This is a genomic window from Acuticoccus sp. MNP-M23 (genome assembly GCF_031195445.1).
Taxonomy (GTDB): Bacteria; Pseudomonadota; Alphaproteobacteria; order Rhizobiales; family Amorphaceae; genus Acuticoccus.
This window is the reverse complement of record NZ_CP133484.1, coordinates 12,852-31,293: the sequence shown is the minus strand read 5'-3', so window position 1 is coordinate 31,293 and position 18,442 is coordinate 12,852. Positions and strand designations below refer to the sequence as shown.

The following is an 18,442-nucleotide window of genomic DNA, read 5'->3' as shown; positions in this document are numbered from 1 at the left end:
GGGGGAAGCGAAATCGTGCCGAGTGGTGCGGGCGCACAAGCGCGAAGCGCGCGGAGCCTCGGTCGGTGCTATTTCGCTTCGGGGAGCAAGGGGCGGCGCACCTTGGCCCTCCCCACTGCCGAGTGAGATGCCGGCCGAAGGCCGCCCAAACCCATTCAGTGGCGAGATCATCGAGGCGTATTGGGACAGATCCGCCCTCGATCGACGCACCCGCGTTAGGGACAGTTCCTTGACAGCGGGCTTTTTCGTCAAGGCGTGGCGGCACTATTTCTTTGCCGGAACAAACAACGTTTCCAGAGTCTGACATCGCGCATGCGGCGTCTCACATAGCCTTATGCGCTGTTCGAGAGTGGTAGGGTGCAGATTTCCTGCACCCCTGCCACGTGGCGAACGGCGGGGTAGCAAGGGCAAGGAGGGTCCGACCGAGGGGCCCCGCTTGCGGGGAGACGGTTGGAGGCCTTGCGCGCGCGAGGGCGGCAGCCCTTAGCCTTGACGGCCGAACCGGACAAACTCGGGCGCGACGCCGGGCACATGGTTCCTTACGAGGTCAGTCCGGCGGAATTGATGCCGAGTGCCTCAATATGGGTTTCGGTTGGAACGGACGCCTCCATGTCACTGCCGCGCGGTCGATCTGCTGAACCGAGCCGCAACTGTCCCTTCGAGGTCATCCGCCCATCGTCCCGGCGGGGACGCCTTCCGCTCGTCGCGGAAGCTCGCTGTTTGGCGAGGGGTGAGCGCTTCAGTCGTTGATTGCTATCAGGCTCCCTTCGGTTCGTACTCAGTCCCGTCGACCCAGATGGCGTGCATGATCACGCCTATCTTCCGCGCGACCGCGATGGCGGCGCGTTTGAAGCCGATCCGTTTGACGAGCCGCATTCCCCAGCTTCTCAGCCGACACCAACGGCTTGTTCGGTGGAGGAGCACAGTGGCGGCCTCGTATAGGTAGCTGCGCATGATCGGACACGGTGCGTGTCCGATGTGGCCGCCATGATCGATCTCGCCGGACTGGTATCGTCGCGGCGCCAAGCCGAGGTAAGGCCCGACGGCCGAGGATGTCTTGAAGCGGTGCGGATCATCGATCGTCGCCATGTAAGCGAGCGCTACGATCGGGCCAACGCCGGGGATAGTCATCAATCGCTTTGCATCGGCGTCGTCCTTCGCCATCGATGCAAGGCGGCGATCGTAGACCGCCACTTGAGATACAACCGCATCGTGTGCCGCAAGAAGCGGAACCAGCACATCGGCCGCGAACGGATGGACTTCTATGGCGGCCCGCACGCGCTCAGGAAACGTCCGGCCGGCTGTCGAGTCCGTGATGAGCCCAACGGCCTTTACGACGCCGCGCATCTGATTGAGGAGATCCCGCCGCACACTCCTGAGCCGGTAGCGCGCCGCGATCATCGAGCGAATGAGCTGCGCGTTCACCGATCGCACCGCGACCTCGCGATACCAGCCGACGCGCATAAGCTCCGCGAGCCCTCGAGCATCGTTGCGGTCAGTCTTGTGGTGACGCATCGAAAGGACGCGATGGGCGTGGCGGGCGCACAGACAAACGATTGGCAACCCACGTTGCTTCAGCTCGTGCCACAACCACGGCGTCGTCGCACCGGTCTCCAGGCCGATGCGCTCAGCATGCGGCGCGACGTCCGCCAAGTACGCGGCGATTTGATCCGGGTCGGAAGGAAGGCACGTCTCCGCGACGACCTCGCCGCTTCCGTCGATTGTGCAGATGTGCGTCTCCGCGAGCGACACATCGAGGCCGACGTAGCATTTGTTGGGATCGAGATTTACGGCTTGGAACATGGGGTTCTCCATTATCAAGCGGACCACCCTATGAAACCGCACCGGTTGCCCCGGCGCGACCCGCCCGCTGTCACCCCATGTCACCCGGATGGGCGAAGACCCGCGACAGCGGAGCTTCGTGAGGAGCGACGCGACGAATAGGGCCCGGGCGGCGAAGCCGTGACGCCTAATGGAGCCGTTTTGCCCCGCGATACTCCGGTTCGCTCTCATCCTTCAGGGTATTTTTCACGTGCTGGAGCATCACGGCAATTTCCCATCGCTCATGCCGTTTGGCGCACTGGATCGCCGCCACAATCAGCGTTTCGATCTGCGAGGACGCGCAATTGCTCTTCTCACGCATGTTGAAGCTCCCTTGCCGGACCCGCAATGCCGGTGAAGTTCTGTCCGCTTTGAATGGCGCTCTGGATGGCGGAGGCGAGCTCAACGGGGCTGTCCGTTGGCTGGACGAGCAGATCGACATGGTGAACACGGCAGACCACCGATGTTCCTAACGTCGCGGCAAGTTCGACAAGGTCTTCGCAGATGTCTGCAACGCCGCAGCACGGCTGCGCCTCGACCCTGAGCGCGATACAGCGGCACATAGGCCACCTCCCATCTCGAAAAAATAAAGCAACCGGAGAGAACCTAGCACGATGACAGTGCATATCCAACTATAGGTTTAATTGTAGACTCCATGCAACCAAGTTTTGCCGCAAAGCAATGCAGATTTCCAAGTGTTGCCAAGGGCACTGCCGCTGCTAGGTTAGACGCAAAGGATGCGGATCGCCGTGCTTTGCGGTACGACCAGACTCGTTCGTGCGAAGAAGCACGCTTAAGCCAGCTGCACGACAAGGTATAAGGCTTCGAACCTGAATGACGCTGAAGTCTGAAGATGATGTATTGATCCACCTTCACGTGCCCAAATGCGCAGGCAGCTCGGTGAACGCGGTTCTATTCAATCGCTTTAAGAAAAGGTCCGTCCCCAGCGGGAATGTGCAGCTGGTTACGCGGTTCCATTCTATGACGAACGAAGAGCGGGATCGTGACTTTGATTGCATGGCCGGTCACTACCAGTGGGGGTTACATACCAAATTCAACCGCGAGGTAAAATATATTTCAGTCGTGCGGCATCCTCTGGACCGTATTTGCAGCTATTTTAATTACATACATTTAAGGGAGGAACATCCAAATCATGAATTATTTGGAAACTTGCTTGATATAAATGATTTGCAGCTGGGATGGCTGAAGAGCCAGCCAAATATAATGACAAACTTTTGCAACCATCTGTGTTTTGCTTACGCTGGAATGCGTATACGCGCTGTTCATTACGATAAATTCGAACAACGAGTAATTTTAGATATAAAAAACGGCAATTTTATTGTTGGAAGTTTGGACGATATTGAGAAATGGCTACGTTCAAATGGCATTCTCGATAAGATGGCATCGATTCCTCATGAGAATAGAAGCGCCAATCTTAAAAGCTCTCGCGAATTTGTCAGGGCTTCGCCTGAGATGCTCATTCCGAGAGTACGCAGCCTTCTCCTCAGGTTGAATTATTTCGATACAAAGATCATCGAGGCAATTCATTGGACAAATTATTTTTTTGGCAAAGGCGCCAGGCCAGAACCTGTATTGCAGGCTCAGACAATGCACCCGTTATTGGCTGAATAGTATTTCCGCCCGATGTTATGCGGGGATACCATCTGCCATGGATGCGTGATGCCCTTCCAGTGCAAGCAATGCGGCCTATAAGGTCGATCATGACGCACTCGCCTTCGCGATCCGAAACTCTTCGCGGGAATAGCTTTCGCCCAAGCCCCGCTGACCGGCTGCGATCTCTTGCTGGATCTCGCCTAGAAACTCGCTGATCGCGGCCTCTGCCTCGGCTTCGGTGGCGAAGGTTGCGGCTTCGCTGGAACCGTCTTCATGGAGGACGGCCCAGCAGTTGATCCAGCCTTGGCATAGGGTGAAATGCTGAACCTCGTAGGTGATGCACCTCTTGCCAGCGTCGCCATTTGCGGCACCGGGCTAGATAGCGGTTACGATCTGATCTGTGATGCGCTGAAGAACGTCGAAGCGTTCGCTTGTGTCTCTGGGCATGTCGGTCTCTCCTTTGGTTTGGGGTTCTCCTCCCGAAGGACGCGGCCCAAAAGGGCGGGCAGGAGAGCCGTCCGCGTCATGACCTACACGGGTGGCGGCACGGCACTGGCGTGGGCCGGTCATTGACGCGGCGGTGCTGCCCGGCAGGTCGCGGGAGGAGGGAAGGGACGAAGCCTCAAGCGAAAGAGGCGATGGGCGGGAAATGCCTGCGGAACGGCAGGAGGATCAGGGGTCCGTGATCGGCGTGAGCGCTGGGAGGAACACACCTCCAGCTTCTCGAACAGCGCTGCATTTGATCGCCCGTTAAGCGGCCTTGACGAATAGTTCCACATACGTTACTATTTGCCACTATGGTTGAGGTGTTGCAGTACGAAGCCGAGGACGGCAGCTGTCCGTTCGCGGATTGGTTGATCGTCTCGACACCGCTGCCGCTCTCAAGGTTCGAACGGCTATTGCCCGCATGGAAGCCGGCGATTTCGGTGATGTGAAGCCTGTTGGAGAGGGGGTCTCGGAGCGCCGGATCAACTTCGGTCCAGGCTACCGACTCTATTTCGGGCAAGAAGGACAGAACCTCGTTCTGCTTCTTGTTGGCGGGACAAAACGCCGGCAACAGGCGGATATCGGCCAGGCAAAAGCCCTCTGGGACGACTACAAGCAGCGCAAGCGGAAAGGATGATCGAGCGATGGCTCTGACAAGGAATTTTAAGGAAACGGTCAAGGCACGGGCGGATCGCGACCCGGCTTTTCGCATCGGACTGCTTCAGGCGGCGCTGGAAGCGTTTATCGATGGCGACCTTGCCATCGGCAAGATTTTGCTGCGCGACTACGTGAATGCGACGGGCGGCTTTGAGGAACTCGGAACGCACCTGCATAAGAGCCCGAAAAGCCTGATGCGGATGCTGAGCGAGGAGGGAAATCCGCGCGCCAACAATCTGTTCGCCCTGGTCGCGCATCTCAAGTCCGCAGAGGGCGTGTCCCTCTCTGTCACACCAACGCCAGTCCACTGACTGGGACACCGAACAATCTGTCAGGCGTTATCCACTAGGTCGGCGGCGTCCCAGCAGACGATTCACCCCTAATAGCGGTGCTATTGTGGTCATCACGGAGACAAGACGATATTGTCCGCCCATCCTGCGGTCGGCCGAACAAAAAACCTTGGAAGATGACGCAGCCGAGTTCTTTTAGAACAGCATGCTCGGCTGGCGTTTCAACCCCTTCGCCAATTACGGCGATGCCGAGTGTCTTGGCAAGATCGATTGTAGCCTTCACAACATTGCGTGCGGCCAGCTTCCGGGGATTGCCCAGATCGCTGATGAATGATTTGTCAATCTTGAGGAAACTGATGGGAAGCTCTGTAAGCAACCGCAGCGATGTGGAACCAGTGCCAAAGTCATCGAGCGCAAATCGGACTCCGTAGGCATTGATTGCATGGATCGTGCGCGACAACTCGCGACCATTGCCTGCAGCGAAGCTCTCAGTAATTTCGATGACGACGGTGGACCCTGGCACGCCGCTGCGTAAAAGCTCCTGTCGGACACGTTCGACGATGTCAGCTCGTTCAAGAGTGCGCACGGACATGTTCACCGTCACGGTGTCTAGCTCGCAGCCGGCTTTGCGCCAGTTGCTCACAACATCCATCGCCTTTGCGAATACTTGAAGATCAAGACGACCGACTAAACCAGTCGCTTCTGCAAGCGGCACGAAGAGTGAAGGTGGAATATTTTTGTTTGTCGGAGCATGGTGCCAGCGCGCGAGTGCCTCCGCCCCGATGACATGACCGTTCACCCCGACAATTGGCTGGAACGCGACATCGAGCGCGGATGTATCGAGGGCGTTGAGCAGGCTAATCTCCAATTCGCGGCGCTCGTCGACACTTGACAGCACAGTGTGATTGAACGCCATGACATTTCCGCCGCCCGTGTTTTTGACGTGATAGAGTGCGAGGTCGGCGTAGTGCACCAGCGTGTTGGGATGCTCCGTGTCATTTGGTAGAGTGCTGATCCCAAGACTCGCGCCTATGAGCATACCGCGGCCTTCGACTTCGAAGGGCTCGCACACCGCATGCAAAATCATGCGCGCAAGATCTACCGCGTTGACAGCGGCTGCTGGCGTCAACAGAACGGCGAACTCGTCACCACCAACCCGATAAAGCTTCGCTCCCGAGGGTAGCAGCGAGGTCATCCGCTCGGCCACCTGGCACAGAAGCTCGTCCCCAACGACGTGTCCGTAGATGTCGTTCACTGGCTTGAAACGATCCAGATCGATTGCAATCAGCGACGTCGGTCGGCATGGACCTGCTTCGTTCGCAGCGATGACGAGGTCATCATTGAAGGTAAGGCGATTATGCGCTCCGGTCAGAACGTCGCGGTGCGCAAGATATTTGATCCGGGCTTCATGCTCCTTGTGCCGCGTGACGTCGACAAAGATCAGAATGTTTTCCCAGTTGCCGATATCATGGGACAGCATTTTCATCGGCAAATTTCTGACGGGGACCAACGCCTTTCTCACGATGAAGTGGCGCGTCTCCGCTTCAACCTTGACCTGAACATCGCTTTCGGCTGCATCAGCCTGTAGCCTTTGAAGGAGGTTGGTGAAATCAGCAACCTCTTCACCGGCGATGGCGATTGACGGCTCTTGGCCACCGCGTAGCTCATCTATATTTATAGCGTCAAACATTTCCAGAAGAGTGTCATTGACAAAAAGAATATTCCCGGCCTTGCCGACTTGGCAAATTCCAACAGGCGCGCACTGCGCAAGTGCCAGAAAGCGGCGAGCCTCTGCTTCCGCCTTCTCGCGAAGTTCGTAATTCTCTGTGACGTCTATCGCAACGCCCACATTTGCGCCGCCTTTAGTCCGGTTTTTGACGACACGTAGCCAGCGCTTGTTGGGATACTGCCGATCAGATGGAACGCCATCGGCCAAACGCAGCAATTCGACCCGTCGCGCTAGTTCGGCTCCGATAGCCTCGGAGGGGAGGATCTGTTTCAGCGATACCTCTACAAGATCGACGTAACGAGCACCAGGATGGAAGTCCTCGCGCTGCACGCCAAGGGTCATGCGATAGGCTTCGTTACCCAGAACTAACCGATCCCACTTGTCATAAACTACGATAGAGGAACCAGTTGCATCCATCGCTTCCTGCACTGTCTTCAACCGCTGGCGAAGAGTCGTAATAATCCACCCAGCTGCGACTGCGCCAACAAGCGGAAATATCAAGATCAGCCACTCTAAATAGCTCGCCTTAGAATGACCCTCGAGCGCAGTGAAAACGATCGGTCCGGTAGAAAATGCGCCGATCATCAGTAGAACAGACGCTGCAGACGCTTTGGTTAAGTCTCCCCAAAGTATTCTCATAATATTTTTTACAAAAATTTTGTTTTGAAGAAACTATTATTTGAGTTCAGCGAGGAACGATGCGAAACACCCATACCAACAGGCTCCCAGGCGACATTTGTGCGGAGTATCAGAATACAAGTAATTCTCTCATAGTCCATCTTCAGGCGACATTTTGAGACAAAATGGCAACAATATGACACGAGCTCTGAAAGCGTCTTGGCGAATAATCATAGCTACCCGGTGCGTATTTCGCTAATATAACTAATTATTAAACAAGATACTGCGTTTAATAGACCGGTTTGGTTCGGCATTCTCTGTTACCGTAGCCAATAAACGATCGTAATGATTTCAAAGTCGCCATGAGAACCTGATGACCAAGCTTATATCGACACGCCGGTCTAATTTTAGAAAACCGGGTCCGGTTGTGCGCTGCGGCCGCCAGAGCGCATAGTCGATCAATGCCGCCGCGGACCCGGCGGCCATGGTAGGGTCGAGATATTGGGGAACCAGCGGCCATGACACGCTCACGGTAGGTCATGCCGGTCGGCCGCGCGAGCCCAAAGCCGCGCCTCGAGGCGGGGCCATCGCATGTCTGCCTGGCTTTGCCCGACGTCGTCTTCGATCCACAAGCTTCAAAGACGCGGTGATTCAGCGGTTCCCGGCGCGCTTGCGGCGCCGACAATGGCGGGGGCATCGCGGCGACTATCTAACCATATCGTTGCGCAATTCACGACTTATGCAACGCACCTCGAACATCAGCATCCATGCGGTGTGGACATGTTGCACATTCACGTTGCGAATTTAGGGTGGTTTTGGCACCCTTTGAGGATGATGATCGGCTACGCACGGGTCTCAACCCCTTCCCAGAACCTCGACCGCCAGGTGGCGGCGCTTCGGGCAGTCGGCTGCGACACGATCTATCGTGAGAAGGTATCCGGCGCGGCCGTGAAGAACCGTCCGCAGCTCGAGCGGGCGATCGACGCGCTGGGCACCGGCGACATCCTCGTCGTCGCGGAATGGGACCGCGCAACCCGCTCGATGATGGACGGCATCGCGATCATGCAGCGCATCGCGCTGCGGGATGCAGCGATCAAAGTGCTCGACAAGCCACATCTCGATCTGACAACGCCGATCGGGCGCGGCTTCCTCGCCTTCCTCTCGGCACTTGCCGAGGACGAACGCGGACGGATCGTACAACGTGCCGCCGACGGCCGGCAGCAAGCCCGAGCGAAAGGCGTGAAGTTCGGACCGAAGCCGAAGCTCACGGACCATCAACGGGGAAAGGCACTCAACCGGCTTGCCGCCGGCGACAGCTGCCGCGAGATTGCCCGGGACATGGGCGTGTCCGCCTCGACCATTTCGAGGCTTCAACGGCCTATCGAGGCGAGGGCAACGACATGATGCAGCTCGATCTCTTCCCGACGGACCTACACCTTCGCTGCATTGATCCGGCGAGCAACAAGCGTCGCTTCTACGCGCTGTCTGTTCAGCGGACCTTGTTCGACGAATGGGTTCTGGTGCGTGAATGGGGCCGCATTGGCGTCAGTGGACGCCTTCGCCGTGATCCATACCCATCCGCCGGCCCGGCTCTCGATGCTCTGCACGAGCTTGCCCGGCAGAAGGCACGGCGTGGTTACGAGCCCGTAGGCAGCTGAGACCATCATTTTTAGAGTTGATGACGCCTCAGCGGAGTTGAAGCTCAAGTGTCCGCCCCAGCGCGCTCGCGGCGCGCTGTACGGTGTCGAGCTGAACCTTGTCGTTGTCGGGATCAAGGAGACGATCGAGCTGGGCACGGCTGGTACGCATCCGCTTTGCCATCTCGATCTTGGTGACGCCTTGCTCCTGCATGGCCTGTGCGATCTGCCACGCGAGCACACGCTTCGTCGCGCGCGCCGTCACCTCTTCATGGATGCCTTCCTCCTTCAGGAAGTCCGCGAAGGCGGAGCCGATATGTGGATGGGTCGTCATTTCTCGATCTCCTTTTGTCGGGTGCGGGCCAGGTTGAGGTCCGGAGCTGGTGTTTTCTGCGCCTTCTTGATGAAGCCGTGCAGCAGCACCATTCGCCCATGCGCCACACAGAAAATGACACGGGCAATCCGGCGTTGGGTAAGGTTGCTGCGAACCTCCCACAGGCCGCCGCCAAGCGATCTGCAAAGGGGCATTCCTACAGGCCAACCGAATTCGGCCATGCCGATGTCATGGCCGAGGATATTGCGGTCGCCTGGATCGAGCGATCTCAGCCAATCTCGCACCGGCTCGGTGCCGCTGGCCGAGCGGTAAAACACCGCCGGTAGTTTTTTCAGCCCAGACTCCACTCATACCTCACAAGGTACAATGTATCTCACAAGGTACATACAGTCAAGCGGTCATATTGCTCAGCCGCCCGGCTCGGCAGGAAGACTCAGACGCGTCGATCAAATCGCAGGGGAGCATCGTGCTCTAACCCTCCCGACCCGCGAGCGGTGGGCATGCTTCACTCAACAATCCGGAAAAGCCGCAGCGGTGGCCCATCGCATCCGAACTGCAAACGCTTCTCCGCTTTTTAGTGTATGAGTGAGGCGATTACAGACTACGTCCCGGGTCGTTCTATGCCACCCATCGAAGCGGGAGAACCAAGCATGGCGCCAGGTGCGGACAAACCGGATGAGATCAGGACGCAGCTTGACGCGGTAGCTGAGCGCGTCATCGGTGAGACCGTGCCGTCACCGCTACGGGAAATCACGGACCGTCACCTCACGAAACTCCTGATGCTAGTGGAATCCATGCGGGATGCAGGAGTTGACGAAGCCATGGTGCGCTACAGCGTCCGCGAACTCGTCGCAAGTTATGAGGCAGAACTTGTCAATGCGATGATGCTCCTCGCTCAGGAGGAACGGGAATAATGGCAGGCACGAAATCTGTTCGGATCGAAGACGAATTTGGACGCCAGTGCGCGCTGGACCGGCTGGCCGTTGTCGAGACCGAACCCGAGCCCGAGTTCGAAAAGATAACGGCGCTCGTGAAGTCCATCTTTGACGTGCCGATCGCCGCGGTTTCGTTGATCGACCGCGACCGGCAGTGGTTCAAGTCAATCCAGGGGCTCGATGTTCGCGAAACGCCGCGGGACGTGGCTTTCTGCGACCACACCATTCGCGCCGGCACCTGCTTGAAGGTGGAGGACGCGATCACCGACCCGCGCTTCCGAGACAATCCTCTTGTCACTGGCGCGCCGCACATCAGAGCCTATCTTGGAGCGCCGATCGTCACCGCAGATCGCTATGCGCTTGGCTCGCTCTGCGCAATCGATGTGCGGCCGCGTACGTTTACGATGGAACAGGAACGCTTGCTGCTGAACTTCGCCGATCTGGTGATGAACCAGCTTGAGCTCAGGCAATTGGCGACGGTCGATCCACTGACGGGCCTTGCGACCCGCCGAGCTTTCCTCGATGCCATGCACAAGGTTGTCCTCGAAGCTGAGCGCAGTGGCACGCCACTCTCGCTGATCTGCCTCGACCTCGATCACTTCAAGTTGGTGAATGACAGGTTCGGTCACCCCGTGGGCGACGCTGTGCTCACCGCGACCGGAAGGGCGGTTCAAAGCCAGTTGCCGGATGCTGCGTTTGGCGGACGGCTTGGCGGTGAGGAAATGGCAGTGTTCCTCGCCGGATACGATCTGGATCAGGCATGCGCCATTGGCGAACGGCTTCGCCTTGCGATCGAGAGCAAGACGATACCTGATCAACCCGATGTTGCGTTCACCGCAAGTCTGGGCGTTGCCCAGTGGGATCGGAACATGACGGCAGAGACTTGGATGGCCAACGCGGACGCTGCACTCTACCAGGCCAAGCACACCGGACGTAACCGCGTGGCAAGCGAGAGCGTTGCAATGCAAACGCCTTGACTGGATTCGTCAGGAATGACCCCGACAGAGCAAGCTATGACGAGTTTGAGTGACGGGCCGGATCAGGCTGCTTGCTGATCGGCGTTCGCGGTTTCGGCGACGCCGGCCCGGCTCTCGATGCTCCACACGAGTTCGCCTCGCAAAGGACACGGCGTGGCTACGTGCCCGTAGAGCACTGACGGATAAAGGATATTATCATACCTATTACTGTTGAGCCGAGCCCTTGGTTATGCTGCCCAAGGATTTCCCGCCGTGGCAGACTGTCTATTGGTGGGTCCGCCGCTTCGTCCGGCAAATGCTCCGCACCATCCACGACATCGCGCTGATGATCGACCGCGAGCGATCCGGTCGCGAGGCAAGCCCCAGTGCTGGCGTTCTGGACAGCCAGAGCGTAAAAGCGCCGGCAACCGGCGCCGCCCGCGGTTTCGATGGCGCCAAAAAGATCTCCGGCCGCAAGCGCCACATTGCTGTCGACACCGACGGCCGCCTGTTGATGGTGAACCTCACTCCTGCCGATATCTCCGATAGCGCTGGCGCGCAGCACATCCTCGATGCGATCCGCAAACGCTGGCCTTGGCTCAAGCATCTGTTCGCCGATGGCACCTATGACCGAACCCAGCTGATGGACAAGGCGGCGTTCGAAAAGTTCGTGATCGATATCGTGCGCTGTATTGCCGGTGAACCCGGCTTCAAGGTGTTGCCACGGCGCTGGGTGACCTGATCCTCCGCCGCATCAGCCACTGACAGCATTTATCAAACAGTCTCTAACGGACTTGGACTTCCCGTGCTCTGCAAAGCGCACGGTTTCCGGGCTGCATCCTCGGTTCGCCATTCCCGTCCGCTAGCAGGGTGCAAGGCGGCCGCGCAGCGCACCCGCCTGCGCGGGGCCGACCACGCGGGCAGCGTCCACCCGGCGGGTCAGAGGCACGAATCCACCCGATGGTGACGTCCGAAGCCAACTGCGTGTCGGCAAGGTCTCGGGCCGCGCCCCCACGAAGCACCCTCCGGTGATCGAGACGGACAGGCTGCCGGACCCGGCGATGCCCCGGGCTCGAGCGTCGCGGATATCGGCCTGAGCCTGCGCGAAACGGTCCGCATCGTCCGGGCTCAGACCCGCGATGTAGACCGTCTCGCCCGCCTGCGCCCCGGAAACGAGACCCGCGTCGTCCCGTGTGAGCATCAGGGGTACCGTCTCCTCGACCAAGGTGGTCGACCCGGCTCCGTCCTCGCGGAACGCGATCCGCAAGGTCGCATCCGCCGATGTGAGGCGAACGGCGTCCGGCACGCTGAGCGCCACGCCGATCTCGCCCGGCGGCGTGTTCAGGGGATCGAGCCGGCTCGCTGCGACAAGGCCACCGGGCGTGATCGAGGTACAGGCCGCCATCGCCAAGATGCCGAGGAGGGCGGGGCAGAGAGATCTAAAAGTCGGCATGGAAGCCTCTTGCGCTACGTTTTAAGTGGTATATTCAATTTAAAACATGAAATTAAAAGAGGGAAATAATGATGATCGACCTGAAGTCCGCCGTCCGCCCGGCGCAGCTGTTCCACATGTTCTTCACGCTCGGTCTCGTCGGGGTCGGCACCCTCGCGACGTTGGCGGTCGTCGCAACCATGTTCGCGCCCCATGCGACCGGAGTGGCGCTGGTCCGTTTTGCCAACCTGCCCGCCGAGGGCGTGACCGGTGCGCAGGCTGCCGCCATGGTCGCGCTCATGCTTGTCTCGGCTGCACTGTGGGCCGCGATGTTCGGGGTCGGCCGGCGGCTCTGCCAAAGCCTTTCGGACGGTTCGGTCGACGATGCGGCCGATGCGGCCACTCGTCTTTCGCACGTCCTTCTGGCGCTTTTGGTCTGGTCCGTGATCGGGCAGATTGCCGGCTCAGCCGCGGCGTCATGGCATCTGGGGGACGGTCAGCGCATAGTGGCAGTCAGCCTCGGCACACCGCAGATCTCCCTCGCGCTCGCCGCCTTCATGGGCGTCTTTCTCGCGCGGGCCTTCACCGTGGGCGCGCAGTTGTGGCGCGACCACACCGAGATCGTGTGACATGCCCATCGTCGTCCGGTTGGACGTCATGCTGGCCAAGCGCAAGACGACCGCGCGCGAACTGGCGGCCCGCATCGGGATTGCCGAGCAGAACCTGTCACTCCTGCGGTCGGGCAAGGTGCGCGGCGTCCGGTTCACCACGCTGGAGGCGATCTGCCGTGAGCTGGACTGCCAGCCCGGCGATCTCCTGGAGTTCGAGCCATCGACGCGCTGACCGTGGCTTTGCACGAGGTGCACAGCAAGGCGGAGCGGCAAATCGACCGTCTACCGCGAACTCGCCGCCATCACCGAAGGCGCCTCCGAACCCGAACGCCCTTCCCCAGCTTGAGCGGGCAATTGATGCCCTCGGCACCGGCGACATCCTCGTCGTCGCCGAATGGGATCGCGCGACCCGCTCGATGATGGACGGCATCGCGATCACCTTCGCTGCATTGATCCGGCGAGCAACAAGCGTCGCTTCTACGCGCTGTCTGTTCAGCGGACCTTGTTCGACAAATGGGTTCTGGTGCGTGAATGGGGCCGCATTGGCGTCAGTGGACGCCTTCGCCGTGATCCATACCCATCCGCCGGCCCGGCTCTCGATGCTCTGCACGAGCTTGCCCGGCAGAAGGCACGGCGTGGTTACGAGCCCGTAGGCAGCTGAGACCATCATTTTTAGAGTTGATGACGCCTCAGCGGAGTTGAAGCTCAAGTGTCCGCCCCAGCGCGCTCGCGGCGCGCTGTACGGTGTCGAGCTGAACCTTGTCGTTGTCGGGATCAAGGAGACGATCGAGCTGGGCACGGCTGGTACGCATCCGCTTTGCCATCTCGATCTTGGTGACGCCTTGCTCCTGCATGGCCTGTGCGATCTGCCACGCGAGCACACGCTTCGTCGCGCGCGCCGTCACCTCTTCATGGATGCCTTCCTCCTTCAGGAAGTCCGCGAAGGCGGAGCCGATATGTGGATGGGTCGTCATTTCTCGATCTCCTTTTGTCGGGTGCGGGCCAGGTTGAGGTCCGGAGCTGGTGTTTTCTGCGCCTTCTTGATGAAGCCGTGCAGCAGCACCATTCGCCCATGCGCCACACAGAAAATGACACGGGCAATCCGGCGTTGGGTAAGGTTGCTGCGAACCTCCCACAGGCCGCCGCCAAGCGATCTGCAAAGGGGCATTCCTACAGGCCAACCGAATTCGGCCATGCCGATGTCATGGCCGAGGATATTGCGGTCGCCTGGATCGAGCGATCTCAGCCAATCTCGCACCGGCTCGGTGCCGCTGGCCGAGCGGTAAAACACCGCCGGTAGTTTTTTCAGCCCAGACTCCACTCATACCTCACAAGGTACAATGTATCTCACAAGGTACATACAGTCAAGCGGTCATATTGCTCAGCCGCCCGACTTGGCAGAGAGAGCCGAAGCTCACGGATCATCAACGGGGCACGGAGCTCAACCGGCTCGGCGTCGTTGGACGCCTTCGCCGTGATCCCCCATCTGCCGGCCCTGCTCTCGATGCTCTGCACGAACTCGCCCTGCAACGGCGTAGATACGTGCCCGTAGAGCACAGACGTATATCGAGAACGGCTACGCCGTACGATATATGCCCTGACGCGGCACAGCGTTTCGCTGAAATTGCCAGGCAAACATACGGACGTTTCAGCGCCGCTTGCCTCTTGGATGATCTCTTCTAGACGTCCACAATACAAAGGGCAGGTTCCAGATAGAGGCGGCTGAGAAATGAAGCTATTTGGCAAGATGTTCGGCTCTCTCCCAACGAACGAAACCACTGAAAGAAACGCCCCTCCGCTGATCGGCTACGCACGGGCCGCGCCCGGCGAACCCACCCTCCCCGCACAACTTGAGATACTCCGCGCCGCCGGCTGCTCAGAAGTCTTTGCCGACGAGCGAACAACGGGAGGTGGCCCGGCCGGCCCCCAACTTCATGCCGCTCTGGAGCGCCTGGATTCCGGCGCCACTCTCATGGTCTGCCGCCTGGATCGGCTCTACCGTTCCCTTCCGCACCTCCTCGATCTCCTGGCCAAGCTCGCGGATGAAGGAGCCGCCGTCCGCGCTCTCGAGCAGGACGTCGACACCACCTCGTCCGAGCCGAGTGCACAGACGGCATTGATCAAGGCACTGGCAGAATGCGAACGGGTCGCCCGGTCGGAGAAGGTCCGCATCGGAATGACGAATGCTCGGCGGCAGGGTGTGAGAGTTGGACGACGCCCGTCCCTCTCACCGCACCAGGTCGCCATGGCGCGAGACCTCGTCGCCGCCGGCCGGCTGCGCAAGGACGTGGCGCAGACATTTGGCGTGAGCCTTCCGACGCTACGGCGATCGCTTCGCGTCGCCGGCGATGACGGCTAGCAACTTTTAGCTGCAACGATGCCAGCTTCCCGCGAAGGCCGCGCTTCGCGCTCGCCAGACCATTTTCCGCGGAGAGACGGATCGCGGGCATGACGTTTGCCGCCAATGACGCGCCGGCAACGACGGCCGCTGCCGACCGCCTTGAACGTCGCCCCTGAATGCGCGCCAATGAAACAAACCATCGGGGCATCAATTATTTTCACTGCGGAGATGGATACTGAACAAAACCCGGATAGCCAGCCTTTTGTTCAGTACATACGGCTCGACTCCTCAGCAATCCTGCCGATCGATACAAATTAATTCTCGACAAGTGGGCACGTTTTTGGTACAAAAACGTATAAGTGCACACCTGAGTATTAAGACGGATGCACATCGGCAGGCCAGCAAGGAGAAGAACACTGGCCATCTACCACCTCCGCGCAAAGGCGGTGAGCCGACATATCGCCTCCCCTAAGACAGGAGGCGCGACCCGCAAAAGTGCCGTGGCCGCAGCCGCGTACCGATCGGGACATCGCCTGTACGACAACATGCAGGGCAAATGGTTGGGCCGACGCGACGATCCCGATCACACCGTCGAGCACGAAACTGTCATCGCACCGGACGGCGCACCCGACTGGTGCTGTGACAGACAGCAACTTTGGAACATGGTCGAAAGGCGAGAGGTGAATCTAACCGACGGCAAGCTCAAAGAGAAGGCACAACTTTATCGCGAGATAGAGCTGACGCTGCCGCGCGAGCTTTCCAAGGCCGAACGCGCCGCGCTGGTCGAGACCTACGTGCGTGAACAATTCGTCTCCGAAGGAATGGTCGCCGACGTGGCGATCCACAATCGCACCGCATCCGACGGACAGCCCCAGCCGCACGCCCACATCATGCTGACCATGCGTCAGCTGGAGGACCGGCCAGACAAACTCGAGAAGGGCATCCTGTTCGGCAACAAGGTGCGCGAGTGGAACGACAGCGATCAACAGATCGCCGCCATGGCGGAGGCCAAGCGCAAGCGCGGACAGCTGCAAAACGACGTGCGGCGCTACGGGCCGACGGAGACACTGGCCACAGCCCTTGAGGGCGCCTCAGACCATCTGCGCGAGCTCAAGGCCGCGCCCCCTGCTCCGGGCGAACACGCCCGCAAGCAGCAACAGGCAGCCCTCCGCCGAATGAACAAAAAGGTGGTTGGGCTGCAATCTGACGCTTCGCGCTTTGGTGGTGACGCCAGGCTCGACGTGGCGCTATCTGCCGCCGAAATAGAGGTGTCAGAACGACAGAAAGAAATGCGCCTCTATCGCTGGCGCGCGGCGTGGAGCGAGGCCACCAACAAGGCGCTGGAAATGGCGGGATCGGACGAGCGGATAGATCACCGCACCCTCGCCGCGCAGCGCCAGGAGGCACTCGCCAACGGCGATTTCCTCCGTGCCGAAAAGCTCGATCGCGCGCCGCAAAAGCCCGTGGGCATCGCAGGGCGCATCCACGATGCCTACACCCACCTCAAGGACAACGTGCACACCTGGGCAGCCGTCGAGGTGCGCGGCAAGATGGAGCGCGCATTCGCCCATCTTGGAACTCGCGATCCGGTTCGCCTCAGCCAAGCGATGCTGCGCATTCAGGATTGGACCGAAGAGGTGGTCGAGCGGTTCAACCGCGAGCCCGGCCCAGACGATATGATCCCGGAGGTGCGCCGTGGCCCAAGACCCTAAAAGCTTCTTCGGACGCGATCCGGACGTGACCACACGTCCGTCCCACGCGGAGCGTGTCGCGCCGCAGCGCAGCGACGGCGCGCGTCCCCAGGCCGATACCCCGATCGAGCACAAGATCGGATCGACGGACTACAAAGCCTATGGCGTTCTCACCGGCGGCAGTTCTGACTGCGACGTGCGCAAGTGGAAAGAGCTGCGCATGGATCTGCCGGAAGGCGTCATGTTCGACTATCGGCTGTTGTCGATGGTCTCCTATTCGGCGCTCGACCTGGACGGGATCGAGCAGGAGATCGACCTGATGTTCCCCGATTGCATCATCCGGCTGATCGGACGGCACCTTGATGATCTTCGGCTCAAGATCCGCCGGCGCCAGGTTTCCTTCATCCAGGAATACAGCCCGATGGTCTACAAGACGCCAGTCGATCGATTGCCGGACGACGAACCCGTCATCACCAAAATCTATGTCATGCAGGGTGGCGATCAGATGCGGGCCGCATCCGCCAATCAGCGCCCGATCTAAACCGGCTGCCAAGGATTGTGGAGCACGACGCCAAGGCCCTCGAAGTCGCCGATGTTGCGGGTCGCAATCGTCAAACCCTGAACGAGGGCGGTTGCCGCGATCAGCGCATCGGCGAGATGGAGCACGCGGCCACGCTCGGCCTGCCCCGCCCGAAGAACCGCGGCCGCACGCGCTTCCGGTGTGCTGACCGGCAAGATCCGGTCTTGATAGAGCGAGAGGAACCGCTCGATCGTCTCGGCAAGCGCCTGGCGCCGAGCTCCGTCCTGTAGCCGCTCCAGACCATAGGTCAGCTCATGCAGCGTGATCGTCGAGACGTAGCCGTCTTCCAGAGCCTCCAGAAACGCAATGACGTAAGCGTCGCGGTTCGGCCTGGTGAGTTCCGAGATGACGTTTGTATCGAGAAGGACGCCCGTCACTCTGCCCCATCAACATCGAAAGGGTTTGCGCGGGCGGGCTCAGCGCGCGAGGGCAGCTCCAGTGGTCCGGTTTGCTGCAGGTTCTCGACGAGCCAGTGCCCGAGCCGCGGGCGCGGCGACTGGAGACGCAGCCACTCCGCCTCGGACATGACGATATAGCCCCGGCGCGCGCCGATACGTTGCGGACCGTCCTCCTCGGCGCGGCGCAGGACCTCGGACAAACGCGCCTTCGCTTCCGTGATCGTCCAGACGTGCTGCATCATGTGATCAGAACTCAATTCCATAGATATAGTCTAGTGTGGACTAGCTCAATTTGCAATCAAAGAGTGAGAT

The 18,442-nt window shown here is 59.8% G+C and carries 24 protein-coding genes and 1 pseudogene; 14 read left to right on the top strand and 11 right to left on the bottom strand.

Annotated elements, in window-relative coordinates:
• Positions 1-756: 756 nt before the first annotated feature.
• The 3 genes from RDV64_RS23625 to RDV64_RS23615 form a co-directional block, all read right to left on the bottom strand.
• A complete protein-coding gene (locus tag RDV64_RS23625) occupies positions 757-1,803 on the bottom strand; it encodes an IS110 family transposase (RefSeq protein ID WP_309199765.1) in 1,047 nt (348 codons plus the stop codon).
• Positions 1,804-1,969: 166 nt separating this feature from the next.
• Positions 1,970-2,143, bottom strand: coding sequence for a hypothetical protein (locus RDV64_RS23620; protein WP_309199763.1), 174 nt, complete (start codon positions 2,141-2,143; stop codon positions 1,970-1,972).
• Positions 2,136-2,384: a hypothetical protein gene (locus RDV64_RS23615; protein ID WP_309199762.1), complete on the bottom strand. Its 249-nt coding sequence runs from the start codon at positions 2,382-2,384 to the stop codon at positions 2,136-2,138. The genes RDV64_RS23620 and RDV64_RS23615 overlap by 8 nt, the downstream gene beginning before the upstream one ends.
• Positions 2,385-2,655: 271 nt before the next feature.
• Between RDV64_RS23615 and RDV64_RS23610 the strand changes: the two genes are divergently transcribed.
• The 3 genes from RDV64_RS23610 to RDV64_RS23600 all read left to right on the top strand — a co-directional run bounded on the left by RDV64_RS23610 (position 2,656) and on the right by RDV64_RS23600 (position 4,889).
• Positions 2,656-3,453 (top strand): sulfotransferase family 2 domain-containing protein, encoded by a 798-nt coding sequence (locus tag RDV64_RS23610; protein WP_309199761.1) that lies wholly within the window; start codon positions 2,656-2,658, stop codon positions 3,451-3,453.
• 832 nt (positions 3,454-4,285) lie between these two features.
• Positions 4,286-4,558: a type II toxin-antitoxin system RelE/ParE family toxin gene (locus tag RDV64_RS23605; protein ID WP_375143857.1), complete on the top strand. Its 273-nt coding sequence runs from the start codon at positions 4,286-4,288 to the stop codon at positions 4,556-4,558.
• Positions 4,559-4,565: 7 nt separating this feature from the next.
• Positions 4,566-4,889, top strand: coding sequence for a transcriptional regulator (locus tag RDV64_RS23600; protein WP_309199760.1), 324 nt, complete (start codon positions 4,566-4,568; stop codon positions 4,887-4,889).
• 34 nt (positions 4,890-4,923) lie between these two features.
• Here the strand turns inward: RDV64_RS23600 and RDV64_RS23595 are convergent, their stop codons facing one another.
• Entirely contained in the window at positions 4,924-7,182 is a 2,259-nt protein-coding gene (locus RDV64_RS23595; protein ID WP_309199759.1) for an EAL domain-containing protein, read from the bottom strand.
• A gap of 864 nt (positions 7,183-8,046) precedes the next feature.
• Here RDV64_RS23595 and RDV64_RS23590 point away from each other — a divergent pair.
• Both RDV64_RS23590 and RDV64_RS23585 read left to right on the top strand, forming a co-directional pair.
• The gene (locus RDV64_RS23590) at positions 8,047-8,619 is read left to right on the top strand and encodes a recombinase family protein (RefSeq protein ID WP_309199758.1); all 573 of its coding nucleotides are present in this window, start codon (positions 8,047-8,049) and stop codon (positions 8,617-8,619) included.
• The gene (locus RDV64_RS23585; protein WP_309199757.1) at positions 8,616-8,873 is read left to right on the top strand and encodes a WGR domain-containing protein; all 258 of its coding nucleotides are present in this window, start codon (positions 8,616-8,618) and stop codon (positions 8,871-8,873) included. The genes RDV64_RS23590 and RDV64_RS23585 overlap by 4 nt, the downstream gene beginning before the upstream one ends.
• A 28-nt stretch (positions 8,874-8,901) precedes the next feature.
• Here RDV64_RS23585 and RDV64_RS23580 read toward each other — a convergent pair whose 3' ends face one another.
• On the bottom strand, positions 8,902-9,186 hold the full coding sequence (locus RDV64_RS23580; RefSeq protein WP_309199750.1) for a helix-turn-helix domain-containing protein: 285 nt from the start codon (positions 9,184-9,186) through the stop codon (positions 8,902-8,904).
• Complete coding sequence (locus RDV64_RS23575) at positions 9,183-9,533, bottom strand: type II toxin-antitoxin system RelE/ParE family toxin (RefSeq protein ID WP_309199749.1); 351 nt, start codon at positions 9,531-9,533, stop codon at positions 9,183-9,185. Before RDV64_RS23575 ends, RDV64_RS23580 begins: the two co-directional genes overlap by 4 nt.
• A 303-nt stretch (positions 9,534-9,836) precedes the next feature.
• Between RDV64_RS23575 and RDV64_RS23570 the strand changes: the two genes are divergently transcribed.
• From RDV64_RS23570 to RDV64_RS23560, 3 genes and pseudogenes are all read left to right on the top strand, one after another.
• Entirely contained in the window at positions 9,837-10,100 is a 264-nt protein-coding gene (locus RDV64_RS23570) for a hypothetical protein (RefSeq protein ID WP_309199756.1), read from the top strand.
• The gene (locus tag RDV64_RS23565) at positions 10,100-11,098 is read left to right on the top strand and encodes a sensor domain-containing diguanylate cyclase (RefSeq protein WP_309199755.1); all 999 of its coding nucleotides are present in this window, start codon (positions 10,100-10,102) and stop codon (positions 11,096-11,098) included. Before RDV64_RS23570 ends, RDV64_RS23565 begins: the two co-directional genes overlap by 1 nt.
• Before the next feature lie 229 nt (positions 11,099-11,327).
• A pseudogene (locus RDV64_RS23560) lies at positions 11,328-11,813 on the top strand (transposase); the annotation flags it as partial.
• A gap of 126 nt (positions 11,814-11,939) precedes the next feature.
• On the opposite strand, the gene RDV64_RS23555 reads toward RDV64_RS23560, so the two are convergent.
• The gene (locus tag RDV64_RS23555; protein WP_309199754.1) at positions 11,940-12,530 is read right to left on the bottom strand and encodes a hypothetical protein; all 591 of its coding nucleotides are present in this window, start codon (positions 12,528-12,530) and stop codon (positions 11,940-11,942) included.
• 68 nt (positions 12,531-12,598) lie between these two features.
• On the opposite strand from RDV64_RS23555, the gene RDV64_RS23550 reads away from it, so the two are divergent.
• From RDV64_RS23550 to RDV64_RS23540, 3 genes are all read left to right on the top strand, one after another.
• Entirely contained in the window at positions 12,599-13,138 is a 540-nt protein-coding gene (locus RDV64_RS23550; RefSeq protein WP_309199753.1) for a hypothetical protein, read from the top strand.
• Position 13,139: 1 nt separating this feature from the next.
• Complete coding sequence (locus tag RDV64_RS23545; RefSeq protein WP_309199752.1) at positions 13,140-13,352, top strand: helix-turn-helix transcriptional regulator; 213 nt, start codon at positions 13,140-13,142, stop codon at positions 13,350-13,352.
• Between the two features lie 162 nt (positions 13,353-13,514).
• Positions 13,515-13,781: a WGR domain-containing protein gene (locus tag RDV64_RS23540; RefSeq protein ID WP_309199751.1), complete on the top strand. Its 267-nt coding sequence runs from the start codon at positions 13,515-13,517 to the stop codon at positions 13,779-13,781.
• Positions 13,782-13,809: 28 nt separating this feature from the next.
• Here RDV64_RS23540 and RDV64_RS23535 read toward each other — a convergent pair whose 3' ends face one another.
• Positions 13,810-14,094: a helix-turn-helix domain-containing protein gene (locus tag RDV64_RS23535; RefSeq protein ID WP_309199750.1), complete on the bottom strand. Its 285-nt coding sequence runs from the start codon at positions 14,092-14,094 to the stop codon at positions 13,810-13,812.
• Entirely contained in the window at positions 14,091-14,441 is a 351-nt protein-coding gene (locus tag RDV64_RS23530; RefSeq protein ID WP_309199749.1) for a type II toxin-antitoxin system RelE/ParE family toxin, read from the bottom strand. Before RDV64_RS23530 ends, RDV64_RS23535 begins: the two co-directional genes overlap by 4 nt.
• A gap of 408 nt (positions 14,442-14,849) precedes the next feature.
• Here RDV64_RS23530 and RDV64_RS23525 point away from each other — a divergent pair, with 408 nt between their 5' ends.
• The 3 genes from RDV64_RS23525 to RDV64_RS23515 all read left to right on the top strand — a co-directional run bounded on the left by RDV64_RS23525 (position 14,850) and on the right by RDV64_RS23515 (position 17,693).
• Positions 14,850-15,479 (top strand): recombinase family protein, encoded by a 630-nt coding sequence (locus RDV64_RS23525; RefSeq protein WP_309199748.1) that lies wholly within the window; start codon positions 14,850-14,852, stop codon positions 15,477-15,479.
• 482 nt (positions 15,480-15,961) lie between these two features.
• Positions 15,962-17,173 carry a MobA/MobL family protein gene (locus RDV64_RS23520; protein WP_309199785.1) on the top strand — a complete coding sequence of 404 codons (1,212 nt, stop codon included), beginning with the start codon at positions 15,962-15,964 and terminating at the stop codon, positions 17,171-17,173.
• Positions 17,157-17,693: a hypothetical protein gene (locus RDV64_RS23515; protein WP_309199784.1), complete on the top strand. Its 537-nt coding sequence runs from the start codon at positions 17,157-17,159 to the stop codon at positions 17,691-17,693. The genes RDV64_RS23520 and RDV64_RS23515 overlap by 17 nt, the downstream gene beginning before the upstream one ends.
• On the opposite strand, the gene RDV64_RS23510 is transcribed toward RDV64_RS23515, so the two are convergent.
• Entirely contained in the window at positions 17,690-18,109 is a 420-nt protein-coding gene (locus RDV64_RS23510) for a type II toxin-antitoxin system VapC family toxin (RefSeq protein ID WP_309199783.1), read from the bottom strand. The genes RDV64_RS23515 and RDV64_RS23510 overlap by 4 nt on opposite strands.
• Positions 18,106-18,372, bottom strand: coding sequence for a type II toxin-antitoxin system prevent-host-death family antitoxin (locus RDV64_RS23505; protein ID WP_309199782.1), 267 nt, complete (start codon positions 18,370-18,372; stop codon positions 18,106-18,108). Before RDV64_RS23505 ends, RDV64_RS23510 begins: the two co-directional genes overlap by 4 nt.
• Positions 18,373-18,442 lie beyond the last annotated feature (70 nt).

Bases quoted from the DNA above. Each gene is read 5' to 3' on its own strand.
- RDV64_RS23625 (WP_309199765.1), bottom strand. From the start codon at position 1,803: ATGTTCCAAGCCGTAAATCTCGATCCCAACAAATGCTACGTCGGCCTC.
- RDV64_RS23620 (WP_309199763.1), bottom strand. From the start codon at position 2,143: ATGCGTGAGAAGAGCAATTGCGCGTCCTCGCAGATCGAAACGCTGATT.
- RDV64_RS23615 (WP_309199762.1), bottom strand. From the start codon at position 2,384: ATGTGCCGCTGTATCGCGCTCAGGGTCGAGGCGCAGCCGTGCTGCGGC.
- RDV64_RS23610 (WP_309199761.1), top strand. From the start codon at position 2,656: ATGACGCTGAAGTCTGAAGATGATGTATTGATCCACCTTCACGTGCCC.
- RDV64_RS23600 (WP_309199760.1), top strand. From the start codon at position 4,566: ATGGCTCTGACAAGGAATTTTAAGGAAACGGTCAAGGCACGGGCGGAT.
- RDV64_RS23595 (WP_309199759.1), bottom strand. From the start codon at position 7,182: ATGATCGGCGCATTTTCTACCGGACCGATCGTTTTCACTGCGCTCGAG.
- RDV64_RS23590 (WP_309199758.1), top strand. From the start codon at position 8,047: ATGATGATCGGCTACGCACGGGTCTCAACCCCTTCCCAGAACCTCGAC.
- RDV64_RS23585 (WP_309199757.1), top strand. From the start codon at position 8,616: ATGATGCAGCTCGATCTCTTCCCGACGGACCTACACCTTCGCTGCATT.
- RDV64_RS23580 (WP_309199750.1), bottom strand. From the start codon at position 9,186: ATGACGACCCATCCACATATCGGCTCCGCCTTCGCGGACTTCCTGAAG.
- RDV64_RS23570 (WP_309199756.1), top strand. From the start codon at position 9,837: ATGGCGCCAGGTGCGGACAAACCGGATGAGATCAGGACGCAGCTTGAC.
- RDV64_RS23565 (WP_309199755.1), top strand. From the start codon at position 10,100: ATGGCAGGCACGAAATCTGTTCGGATCGAAGACGAATTTGGACGCCAG.
- RDV64_RS23555 (WP_309199754.1), bottom strand. From the start codon at position 12,530: ATGCCGACTTTTAGATCTCTCTGCCCCGCCCTCCTCGGCATCTTGGCG.
- RDV64_RS23550 (WP_309199753.1), top strand. From the start codon at position 12,599: ATGATGATCGACCTGAAGTCCGCCGTCCGCCCGGCGCAGCTGTTCCAC.
- RDV64_RS23545 (WP_309199752.1), top strand. From the start codon at position 13,140: ATGCCCATCGTCGTCCGGTTGGACGTCATGCTGGCCAAGCGCAAGACG.
- RDV64_RS23540 (WP_309199751.1), top strand. From the start codon at position 13,515: ATGGGATCGCGCGACCCGCTCGATGATGGACGGCATCGCGATCACCTT.
- RDV64_RS23535 (WP_309199750.1), bottom strand. From the start codon at position 14,094: ATGACGACCCATCCACATATCGGCTCCGCCTTCGCGGACTTCCTGAAG.
- RDV64_RS23525 (WP_309199748.1), top strand. From the start codon at position 14,850: ATGAAGCTATTTGGCAAGATGTTCGGCTCTCTCCCAACGAACGAAACC.
- RDV64_RS23505 (WP_309199782.1), bottom strand. From the start codon at position 18,372: ATGATGCAGCACGTCTGGACGATCACGGAAGCGAAGGCGCGTTTGTCC.